A 10442-nucleotide genomic window follows, 5' to 3' on the forward strand; every position below is an offset into this window, starting at 1 on the left:
GATCTTCTCGACAATGATGGATCGGATTGCGGTTCAGTTCACCTGTCGTATGCATCACGAGACGGGATGGACGGCATTCTCTACGTCTCCCACGAGACTGGCGATTTCAAGATGCGCAGGACTAACCGAGTGCCGGCTTTTATCGAGGAGTGAGAACTCCCGGCGGTCTGCCGATCAGGCCGCCGGGGTATCGAACCCCGCATTCATCCGTACACACACGGATGAATGCGGGAAGTGTCCGGATGAAGTTGATAATCAAGGAAACAATGCCGTTCTGCCTGGGACGGCTTTGGCCTGGACTTTAACTACAACATCGCGATCGACACTTATCAGCTCGCGCGACGCGCATGGCCAGATCTCGGACGCTGGTGCATGGAGGACCTTCGAGATTTACTGTACATCCAAAACGACGACGCACACCGCGTGCTCGCCGACTGCGAAGACGAGTTGGCTGTCTACAATGCGATCAGAAACGGCGTGAAGTCCGGAGAGCTTTCTGTCGAACCGCCGCGCCGTCGCGCGAGCCGACCGGGCAACCCGGGCGATCTGGTCCCGGCTCTCCCGATCGTATTCCTACGATATCGCCCCTAGATCACCAATGTGTCAGATAAAGAATGAGGCAATGGCTGTGATCACGCCTACGGCGGACGCAACGACTGCGCCTTTTTTCCTCTCCTTTAGTCCGATGAACAGGGTTGCCGTAAAGTAAAGGGCGGAAATGCAGTCTATGGCAAGCAAAACGAGTTCCTTGGGCGGTTTCAGCAAAAGGTCGCTAGCAAAGAGTGATGCGAGCAGGGTAAAGCCGATTGGGACCAAGTATCTCGAGTGATTTTGCGACAGCATGGCAACCGCCTTTTAGAACATGTAAGTGAAAAGTCGGTACGATGTCATTGCGGTTGCAAACAAGCCGCCGCCAGGACCGGTTGTCACGAGACCGGCGATAACGCATTTTCTCGGTTTCCAGCTCATGACAGGCCCCTCTCTCATGGTGCAACGCATACATTATGAGATATGCACATTATCTCGCTAATTAATTTCAATATCCATCATCCAACTAAAGAATACTGACTCACTGGTTCAGCGACGATGCATTTTTACCCTTGCGTTCCCACTCGCCGCGTCGGCGGTCGGAAGGGTCTCCGTCTCGCATTTAGCGACCTTGCACCCGTATCTGTCGAGCCAGGCGGCAAGCGCATCCCAATCGACGCGCTTCCAGTCGCCGCTCGGCGCGTGCTGCATCACGAGGCCTCCGGCGACCATGAGCGCGTGGACATGCTCTCCTTGCAGGCCAGCAATGATCCCGCCGGTGCATACGATGCTAGGTCGCTGTGCCGGCACTGTGCAAACGTATTGGCCTTTGTACCCCTTTTGGCAACTTTAGCATGACTGTAGGTTAAACCAACCCACAGCCATGAGCACGTTAACGTAGTACTATGCTAATTACACGGATAAGGCAGGGGTATTTTTCTTTGGCGAATAAATTTGTATTTTATGGCAAGGGGAGTGGCGTTAAGGTTTTCATCGCTATATCAGTTGCCGTGTTCGCATTCTCTGCGCTATTTCTAAAAGTGGAGCGTTGCCAAAAAGATAGCGGAGGTGACTATTCACATTTGTGGTTCGTGAGCGGATTGGTGTTGAACGTTGACAGCTCTGGCGATTTTACCATGTCGGTCGAAAGCGAAGATCCATATAACGACGGGTCTGATCGTCTGACCATTCTGGTTGATTCAGAACATACGCGCTATGTAAGCGATAGCCCCGTGAGCGTTGGGTCTAAAGTCAAGGTAGGCTATTTTCTCGATTCCCGAAAGAAAAATACGATTCGCTGCTCTTCTGTGGATGTGTTGGAATAATTTTTGAGTAACTATCAGTAAAAAGCTGCGAGCAAAGGCCGCTCCACGTGGGGCGGCCTTTTTGGTGGATAGACGTTGCGGAGGATGATTGATTGACGTTTTTACTCCGCATGGAAATCGAGTGAGGATTCTGTTCCGCGAGGGGCGTGTTTTGAGGCTCTTGGCGGTACGTAATTCTCGTTCGGCGTCTTGACGGGACAAAACCCTCGGTTGACTTTTTGAAGCGTCCCTAGAATCAGCTGTTACGATAAAAACGGGGGGGGTAACTCCGCGGACACGGCCTAGCGCGCTGCCATCCAGTGCCGATTCTGCCATACTCGCAATTCGGCGAGGATGAGGAGTATGAATTGATCGGGGCTTATAGGACAAAATGTGTGTCCTATAAGCCCCAAGGATGACGATTCCAATACGGATGACGACACCAAAACCGGCATCGACGGTTCCATGGACGATTCGGATTCCAAATAGGCCCTGTTAGTTTATCTACTTCTTTGCCGGTGTCGTATACGAAACCGCTATACCCGCGGCAATTGCCATGAGACAGCTCGCGATGAATCCGAACTCATACTTCAAAACGTTTGTTGCGGTCAGGGCGATAATCAACACGGTCGCAATTTGCAGAATTATCATTATTGCGAAGAGATTGATTCCTTGTTTGGCCGAAGTCGCTGAGTGAGTTTGGCTTTGTTGATTCAGGTTGTAGCTGACAACAAAAGCGACCAGTTCGCTTGATACGGGGCCGACTACATAGAAAAAGATTGCGTCAATGAAGCCTATAGTGTTGTAAGTTGTTTCGCCGGAAAAAACAGTGTATAAAGCATATCCAAATCTTGGCTGATTCATGTATGAGTACGAAAAGACGAAGAGCGTCAATATTGCTACTACCAGAAGTGCATTCAGGACAAATCGTTTGCTTTTCATCGATCGCTCCTTCTGGGTGACTCTTATTTGTAATTCTACAGCATCCATTTGTTTTTCAAAGAATTTGACTGTCCTAAATAACATGCACTTTCGCTGGAGGGTCGCTGTTTGGCGGCCCTCTTTTTTGCACAGGCGCGGTGGGATGGTAATAATCGGGCGGGAGTCAGCCGCTCTGATAGAATCGTCCTTGCTGTCGGCAGCCCTCGTGCCGGGCAGAGCCCTCCATCCGATGGGAGGTGATGCCCATGACCGATTTCACTGAGCTCGTGAAGCTCCTGACTGCTATGGTCTCGCTCCTCACGGCCCTTGTCGTCCTTTCCAAGGCACTCAAGCAGGGTTCGAAGCCCAAAAAGAAAGGCCACCGTCGCTAAGACGATGACCCAACTTCATTAAGCAACGGCTCTGCCCAGCTCTCTACAACTTGGGCTGCCGTCGGCACCATTTTACCCTCCTGACGAGGAATTCGTCCATATTTCAAAAACCAAATTGCGTTTGCTATCGAAGCCTTGATTATCAACTTCATCCGAACACCTCCCACATTCATCCGCACATGTGCGGATGAATGTGGGAACCCGATACCCTGAGGGCCGGACCGGCCGGCACCGGGAGATCGGAGGACGGCCGGTCCGGAAAGAGGAAGAAGGGTTCCGCGGAGGCGGCCCCGAGGGCCTACGGCAGGCTCACCAGGCACGAGCGGGACACGGTCCAGAGGATGCTGGAGCGCAGGGCCTCGTGCAGGGAGATCGCCAGGGAGCTGTGCAGGTCGCCCTCGGCGGTGAGCGCCGAGGTGGCGTCGCACAGGTTCGTGACGGCGCCGAAGTCCAGGCGCGGCGAGCGCGTCGACGGCTCGGCCGACCTGTCGGCGGCCTGCCCGCGCCTGGCGGCGTGGCCGCGCTGCTGCAACGGGTGCGGCCGGTACCGTGCGATCGGCTGCAAGCGCCGCCCGCACGTATTCTGTGTTTCGTCAAGAGGATTTGAGCAAAAAGAGCATCGGAAATTGAGCAGTCGCAGCATCGGAAGCGCGCACGCTTTTTGAGCGGCTAGCCCTCCTGCATGAGGGCATGGCGGACGCGGTAGGACTCGCCGCGGAACTGGACGAGCCTCCCGTGGTGGACGATGCGGTCGATCAGGGCGGCGGCCATCTGGTCGTCCCCGAACACCGCCCACACCTGCTGAACTCCAGGTTCGTGGTGAATACCACCGACTGCCTCTCGTATGCGTCGGCGAGGACCTGGAAGAGCAGCCTCGCCCCGTCCGCGTCGAGCGGGAGAAACCCGAGCTCGTCGATGACGAGCAGGCGGGCCTTGCCGATGATTGCGGCCTCCCGGTCGAGCCTCCCGTCGTCGCGGGCGCGCCTCAGGCGCATCACGAGCGAGGACGCCGTGAAGAAGCGCGCCTCGAGCCTCCTCTCGCACGCCAGCGCGCAGAGGGCCGACGCCATGTGCGTCTTGCCGGTGCCGACGTCGCCCATGAGCACGAGGTCCTCCCTGCGCTCGACGAAGTCGAGCGCGAGCAGCGACTCGCGCCCCATGCCCTCCGGCCACGACACGGCCGACCAGTCGTAGCCGTCGAAGGTCTTGGGCGCCGGCAGCGCGCAGCGCCTGAGCAGCGTCGCGCGCTTCGAGGCCTCGCGGCTGGACCTCTCCGCCTCGAGGTAGCCCGCCAGGTACTCCACCTGCTTCGGGGTGCCGAGCCTCGACCACTCCTCCAGGACGGCGGTGGTGAGCGAGCACGACCGCCCGGCCTCCACGACCCTGCGGGCCAGCTCCTCGCTAGCTGCCATCGGCGACCGCCCCCTTCAGGAACCCGTCGTAGACCGACAGGTCGGCCCCGCCGGCCCCGCCGAGAGGGCGCGCGCAGAGAGGGGCGATGCCCCGCTGGCCTAGCCTAAGGGCGAAAATGGAATAGACGGACCGACCGTCCGGCTGAGTCTGGGAAGAGGTGCCGGGCGGCGGGCGGAGCATGGCCACCGGACCCATCGAAACACATCTCCACCGTTCCTTCAACTGGGAAAACGACGCCCCGTGGCCTGAATGGGGCCTCGGGGGCGTTCGGCTAACTGCGGGAACGGCCTATCCGCTCAATGTGTTCGGCTGAGATCGGAAATCAACCATATTATGGGCACAGTCGGCAATTGGGTTGGATAGCCTCGCACCAGAGGAATCAACATGAGTACAAGTAGCTACAAACCGCAAAAAGGCCGTGGCCTCCCGTGGCCTTTAGACACGGACGCTCCATCGGTTGCCGATCAGGCCGAGACGCCTAGCGAGATGGAGGCGGCGCTTGACGTTCGACAGGATGAGATTGCAAAGAGCGAGATCCTGAGTGGAATCAACAGGCCATCCTACGACTCATTATTTGCGGTCGCGAAGAATCGCGTCCAGCTTGCGATTCTGATCATGATTTGCTCCTTCCAGACGTCCAAAGGGCCTAATAGGAAGGATGCCAACGGAAAAGAACTTACAAAAGGTCTTTTCATGCGTCAGGACAAGCTCGAAAAAAAGTCTGTTCGACTCAACCGACTGTATCGAAAGCTCTGGGCGAGCTGGCTCATCGAGGCATCATCATGAAGACCGATGGGGTGTGGGTCATCGTTTGGGCTCAGCTCGATATTCAAGCGCGTGAGGCCGGATGAGATCCGCGCGCGGACGCGGGCGGCGAGGTCGGACGTGAAAGCCGGACCGCAGAGGTATCGAGCGCACGCGGCCAGGGCCTCGAGGGCGCCTGGCGGGTAGGGAGATCCGAGCATGAGGCAGGACAACGCGCAGGCCCGCGAAAGGTTCACGAGCTCCCCCGCGACGCGGCTGGACCCTCGGCTGCCCCTCGTAAAGGATGCAGAAGACACGGTCGAGGTCCGACGGTTCGACCAGGCTGTACCGGCAGTCCGCGTACAGTGCGCAGCCCCTCCCGCGCGGGTCGCCGTCCGAGTCCTCATCCGGCTCATGATGGCGCACCTCAACCCAAAGGCCCTCCAACACGTCGTCGAACCCGAAATCGAGCTCCGCCTGGACGCTCTCGCCGAGCGCATCGCCCAGGGCGAGCTCCGGCACCTTCGTCACACGGCCGTCCAGCCACTCAATCTCTGTCATCGCGCGCATGGTGCAAGCCCCTTCCGACACGGGATTGTCAGCTCAACCCGACCCTTACCCATACGGACGAACATAACTCGCCAGGGGGAAGCCCCTGAAGGCCGTGCGCCACAACATGAGGCCGAATCCGCCCCCGGCTGGACAGGCCAACAACGAAGGAGCACACGGAACCGGCGCGGCGTTACAACCGTCCCGGCAAGCGTGTCACTTGGCCAAGTCATGATGCCGACAAACCCGGAAATGCTCCAACGGAGCGCCGAACGAGCGTAACAATATAAAGCCGTGCAACACGTGTTGGACGACCGGAACATCCCAAACAAAGGCCTGTCGGTCCCACCTTCAAGCCCAATAGCAAAATGTGCATCAGCGGATTTGCAGCGATACAAGTCTCAACCGTCACCATCACACCGCAGCGCGCCTAGTCCCACTCATCCTACTGCAAATGTCCCAGAACGAGAAAACGACCAGCTTAACATGCCAACCTTTATATCCGCACGCGCGTAATTCAACTCATAAGGACCGGCTATCCCTTACCTGTGACACAATCTCAAACGCACAGAACAGAATCATCAGTCCAATCATCGTATAAGAGGCAGCCGAACCTTCAAGCACTATTCCACAAAGAACAATCTCCGCGCAGCCAATAAGAACTGTTATCAGGCGCTCTGCCTTTTTGCTCTCGCCGCTCGCATAAAAAGGCGGCAAAGCGCACAAGATCACATATAGCCCTGGAAGGGAATACAGGATCGATAGTCCAAGTCCCCCATCAACCGCAGTGCTTTGCGTAAGAATCAACTGAACCCAAACGGCAATTATCACTGAGCAGGTTGTCGATAAAAGAAGACTAGAAATATAGCACGCAACAAAGTCCCGTCGCATTCGAGCAGAGAAATCCGCGAACTCTCTTCGCCGCGTGGAAACAATAAGGTACACAGAAATTGCAATAGAACCAATCAGAGAAAACAGCGGAACAACCAGCAATTCAAGCTTATTACCCCATCGATCAACCACACCCCCACTCCAATGAGCGGGAATTGTATCAGGGAGGACTGACCAAGCCGCCCATAGAATCAGAAATGGAAGAATAGAGAGGATGAAAGATGATAACACTGCAGTAATTTTTTTTGAGGCTCTCATCGATTCCGCATCTCCTTGCGCGCCCACATTCCACTCCGCCTTAAATCAAGTATACGTTTTGAGACCGGCAAGCTGATGCCGGCTCGAGGACAGCGGCCCGGTGCACCGGGCCGATCGATAGCGGTCTCAGGTTCACAGCGCAGTTTCTCAGGGCTCGCATATATAGGAAGACTTGATCGGCAATCGATTTTAATGAAGTCGACAGCGCATGTCAGAGCTTTCAGCAAACCGCAGGTAAATTCGTATACCAAAAACTGGTACACGGATTTACCTGCGATGTTCATGCTTGTTCAAAAGCCTATCAAGCGATATATCCATTATTTTAATGCGCGCGCCTGAGCTTTTGACTGAAGTGGCAGTCCGACCGCCGGCAGGCGGCCACGCTATATCCAAAGGCCACGCCTACTCCCCGTGCCCGGCTACGTCGACGACCCAGTGCTGCCCGTCGAGTTCCTGCCGCAGAGCTACATCAGGGACGTCTTATTGGGGGACGACCACATGGAACCCGGGAGATCAAGCTGTACGGCTGATCCATCCGTCAACAACATGTCAAAGCCCCAAAACCCAACAGGATCGCGAACGAGGGGATGAATTGACCGCCCGGGTATTTGCGCCCGGGCGGTCAATTTTATCAAGCATGGGTGCGATTCTGTGAGGCCATTTTTCTGGCATCCGCCGTTTGCTCCGGTCTCAACGCACCCATCGACCGTTCAGTTATCTTTGCGAACGCGACCACGTGCGCATTTGTCGAACAATCAAATGTCCGACAATGTCTGACGGAGCTGTCAGACATTCACGCACGAACAGGTGAGCTTCGCGAGCGATTGTAGGCAACTAGTAGCCCCAGCTGCGTCTTTGGCGCAGGTTCGACGTCTGACATCTTGAATGTCTGACGTTGAACGAAGCTGGTTGATAACAAGCAGGTGGAATAAACATGGAGCCCGACACCTCTCGCGCAATCGGCGCGCGGCAAGGGTCTGGCCCATCTCATATGTTGCCAACGCTAACGGTGAACCTGAGCGCCCGGGCACATTCTTTGTTGGCTGAAACCGGCATAGCAACTAGCGGAAGGCATCATCGAAGGAGTGTGCTGGAAAGCACCCGTCTCCTTAACTGTTAGAAATGCAAGTTAAAAATCTATGTGGTCAATGTGATACCGTTGAACCCGCATATCGATACCGCTCAGCCATTCGCCTCGCCCCCGTCGCACGTATCTTCATTCGGTCTGTCATTATTAATCTAACGATGCTTTGAGAAATGTAGGTGCTTCCAAATGTACTGTCGACTTCTTCTCAAACTAATCCTAAGAGACAGGGCCGTATGGATCTCTACGCTCGTTCTCGCTGCAGCCTTCTCCGTCCCCATTGCGTTCAATTCACCCATCTACGGGCCCTTCTTTATGAAGCAGGGCATGCAGGGCTTTGTCGACGCATTCAATACGCGCGCGCCCCAGGCCAGCGGCACAGACCTATCGCCAGAGCAGCAAGTCGACGCGGAGCTTGCAAGATACGCGAACGCCGCCCTCGCCGCTCAAACCGACGCCGCCTTTCTCGATTCTGCCGAGAGCTACTACGCGCTCATGGGCGAAGGCTTCCAATCCGGGTCCATCGTGGGAGACCGAGAGACCAATGACGCGGAGCTCGCATATTGCCGCGCTCTGAGCAGCTCCGGCATCACGGATATCCCGGCCTCCGCAAACGACCTGCCATTCCTTTCCTTCCTGCCTTACGCCATTGCCACGGCGCCGTCTTTCCTTCCCTTCATCCCCTTCCTTCTCTCGTCGATACTCGTGCTCGGCGCCACAAGGCCCGGGACCCTGGCGGCAAAGGCGCCCGTGCCCAAATTCCGGCGCCTTATCCAGACCGTGTTTTCGATAATCGCCGCGGGGACCGCGATGCTCCTCGCCGGCCTCGCACCCGGGGGCATTTACGCCTTGGCCCTAAACGGCTTCGGGCAAATTGGGTACCCGATCGCCTTCTTCCATGACGGCGCGCTTACCACCACGACCGCGGGAAACGTCTTCACGACCCTGCTTCTCGCGCTGCTTGCGGGCGGAACCTTGATATCCGTTTGCTCCGCCGTCCTATCGACCGCAACGAGGCGCGTCCTCGCAGGCCCCCTTACCTCCGCGCTGCTTGTCGCGGCCCCGGTATTCCCGTTACTGTCCGATTCGGCACTGGAGCATAACGCCGCGCTCAATCTCCTGCCGCTGGCCGTATTCTCGCCTATCGAGGCAACGGGTTACGTAGGATGCTTCCCGACAGAATTCATTGGCTCCGGTTCAGGCAGCGCATCGATGCTTGCCGTGGCCCTGGCATACGTCGCGGTCTTTTTTGCGGTCGGCGCCGTTGCGACACGTTCGCCCAAACAGTCTGGACCAGCGAAAAAGCACCATGGGCTCGAGCTTCTGGACGCGAGCGTGGGATACGGAAGCACGACGATACTTTCAATCGGGTCGCTTTTCTTGAGCCCGGGAACGGCGGCGGGCCTCGTTGCTCCCAACGGCTCGGGGAAAACCACCTTTCTTGAAGCGCTGTCGGGCCAATTTCCCACCCGCATCCGCTCGGGAAGCCTGGTGGCAGACGGAATCAGCCAACGTCGATCAGCCGAATTTGCAGAACTCGTCTACCTGAGCTCTTCGGGCAGCGCGGATCTCTATCCCACGCTATCGGCCCTCGAGCACCTTGCTTTCGTTAGGGAGGCGTGGAAATCGGCCGCCGACATCGACTCGCTCTGCAGCTCCCTCGGAATCTCCCCATATCTCGACAAGCCGACCCGTAAACTCTCGACAGGAATGAAGCAGCAGGTAAAGCTTGCCATGGCGATAGCGACCGATTGCCCGTACCTCATCCTCGATGAACCGCTGAACGGCCTCGATCCGGGAAAACGGAAAACCTCCTGCGACGCGATGCGCAGCGAAGTGGCGCGGGGACGCAGCGTGCTCATTTCAAGCCATCTACTCGACGACCTGGCAGACCTTACCAACTCGTTCTACTTCATCGAAGCCGGCACGCTCGTGGAAAAGATCAAGTCGTCCTCGCAGACGCTCAAGCAGGAATACCTCGATACATACGAAGGAGGTGAATGACATGATAGGCAAGAGCTATGCAAAGATAGCGATTGTTGGCTTTGTACTTTGTCTTGCAATGGTGCTATGTGCATCATTTGCGAGGTATAGGTCCGAGCAGTCGTTCATCGATGGCGCTGAAAATGGGTTTGGCATAGACGGGATGTATGTCAACGATGGCGCGACCAGGCCGTCTATGGCGATTCTTGCAGGCGAAGACATGGAATGGCAAATCTGTAATGACGATGGCTCTTGTATGAGTGGTCGTTTGGCCGCAACGAGCGACCCGAATTCGTTCGATCTTCTCGACAATGATGGATCGGATTGCGGTTCAGTTCACCTGTCGTATGCATCACGAGACGGGATGGACGGCAT

General features: G+C 56.6%; 11 protein-coding genes. 6 read left to right on the forward strand and 5 right to left on the reverse strand.

Annotation, left to right across the window (positions count from 1 at the left end; genetic code table 11):
• Window positions 1-603: 603 nt before the first annotated feature.
• Window positions 604-843, reverse strand: a complete 240-nt coding sequence (locus tag ABHR75_RS09110) for a hypothetical protein (protein WP_138374236.1) — start codon at window positions 841-843, stop codon at window positions 604-606.
• A 626-nt stretch (window positions 844-1469) separates the two neighbouring features.
• Between ABHR75_RS09110 and ABHR75_RS09115 the strand changes: the two genes are divergently transcribed.
• Entirely contained in the window at window positions 1470-1853 is a 384-nt protein-coding gene (locus ABHR75_RS09115) for a hypothetical protein (RefSeq protein ID WP_138374237.1), read from the forward strand.
• A 483-nt stretch (window positions 1854-2336) separates the two neighbouring features.
• Here the strand turns inward: ABHR75_RS09115 and ABHR75_RS09120 are convergent, their stop codons facing one another.
• On the reverse strand, window positions 2337-2774 hold the full coding sequence (locus ABHR75_RS09120; protein WP_138374238.1) for a hypothetical protein: 438 nt from the start codon (window positions 2772-2774) through the stop codon (window positions 2337-2339).
• A 245-nt stretch (window positions 2775-3019) separates the two neighbouring features.
• Here ABHR75_RS09120 and ABHR75_RS09125 point away from each other — a divergent pair, with 245 nt between their 5' ends.
• On the forward strand, window positions 3020-3145 hold the full coding sequence (locus ABHR75_RS09125) for a hypothetical protein (RefSeq protein ID WP_267471256.1): 126 nt from the start codon (window positions 3020-3022) through the stop codon (window positions 3143-3145).
• Between the two features lie 341 nt (window positions 3146-3486).
• Window positions 3487-3810, forward strand: coding sequence for a hypothetical protein (locus ABHR75_RS09130; protein WP_249360907.1), 324 nt, complete (start codon window positions 3487-3489; stop codon window positions 3808-3810).
• Between the two features lie 4 nt (window positions 3811-3814).
• Here the strand turns inward: ABHR75_RS09130 and ABHR75_RS09135 are convergent, their stop codons facing one another.
• Together ABHR75_RS09135 and ABHR75_RS09140 are read right to left on the reverse strand one after the other, a co-directional pair.
• Complete coding sequence (locus ABHR75_RS09135; RefSeq protein ID WP_271737480.1) at window positions 3815-3934, reverse strand: ATP-binding protein; 120 nt, start codon at window positions 3932-3934, stop codon at window positions 3815-3817.
• Window positions 3901-4557, reverse strand: a complete 657-nt coding sequence (locus ABHR75_RS09140; RefSeq protein WP_271737481.1) for an ATP-binding protein — start codon at window positions 4555-4557, stop codon at window positions 3901-3903. Before ABHR75_RS09140 ends, ABHR75_RS09135 begins: the two co-directional genes overlap by 34 nt.
• A 385-nt stretch (window positions 4558-4942) precedes the next feature.
• Here ABHR75_RS09140 and ABHR75_RS09145 point away from each other — a divergent pair, with 385 nt between their 5' ends.
• Entirely contained in the window at window positions 4943-5344 is a 402-nt protein-coding gene (locus ABHR75_RS09145; protein WP_195364264.1) for a hypothetical protein, read from the forward strand.
• Window positions 5345-6373: 1029 nt separating this feature from the next.
• On the opposite strand, the gene ABHR75_RS09150 is transcribed toward ABHR75_RS09145, so the two are convergent.
• Window positions 6374-7000: a DUF1648 domain-containing protein gene (locus ABHR75_RS09150; RefSeq protein ID WP_346964156.1), complete on the reverse strand. Its 627-nt coding sequence runs from the start codon at window positions 6998-7000 to the stop codon at window positions 6374-6376.
• 1399 nt (window positions 7001-8399) lie between these two features.
• On the opposite strand from ABHR75_RS09150, the gene ABHR75_RS09155 reads away from it, so the two are divergent.
• Both ABHR75_RS09155 and ABHR75_RS09160 read left to right on the forward strand, forming a co-directional pair.
• Entirely contained in the window at window positions 8400-10088 is a 1689-nt protein-coding gene (locus ABHR75_RS09155) for an ATP-binding cassette domain-containing protein (RefSeq protein ID WP_346964157.1), read from the forward strand.
• A 1-nt stretch (window position 10089) separates the two neighbouring features.
• The coding region (locus tag ABHR75_RS09160; protein WP_346964158.1) for a hypothetical protein at window positions 10090-10442 on the forward strand (353 nt) is incomplete at its 3' end.

This window comes from Collinsella aerofaciens (assembly GCF_039752955.1).
Classification (GTDB): Bacteria; Actinomycetota; Coriobacteriia; order Coriobacteriales; family Coriobacteriaceae; genus Collinsella; species Collinsella aerofaciens_BI.

Coding starts and splice junctions, on each gene's coding strand:
- ABHR75_RS09110 (WP_138374236.1), bottom strand. CDS start 843: ATGCTGTCGCAAAATCACTCGAGATACTTGGTCCCAATCGGCTTTACC.
- ABHR75_RS09120 (WP_138374238.1), bottom strand. CDS start 2,774: ATGAAAAGCAAACGATTTGTCCTGAATGCACTTCTGGTAGTAGCAATA.
- ABHR75_RS09125 (WP_267471256.1), top strand. CDS start 3,020: ATGACCGATTTCACTGAGCTCGTGAAGCTCCTGACTGCTATGGTCTCG.
- ABHR75_RS09130 (WP_249360907.1), top strand. CDS start 3,487: ATGCTGGAGCGCAGGGCCTCGTGCAGGGAGATCGCCAGGGAGCTGTGC.
- ABHR75_RS09140 (WP_271737481.1), bottom strand. CDS start 4,557: ATGGCAGCTAGCGAGGAGCTGGCCCGCAGGGTCGTGGAGGCCGGGCGG.
- ABHR75_RS09145 (WP_195364264.1), top strand. CDS start 4,943: ATGAGTACAAGTAGCTACAAACCGCAAAAAGGCCGTGGCCTCCCGTGG.
- ABHR75_RS09150 (WP_346964156.1), bottom strand. CDS start 7,000: ATGAGAGCCTCAAAAAAAATTACTGCAGTGTTATCATCTTTCATCCTC.
- ABHR75_RS09155 (WP_346964157.1), top strand. CDS start 8,400: ATGAAGCAGGGCATGCAGGGCTTTGTCGACGCATTCAATACGCGCGCG.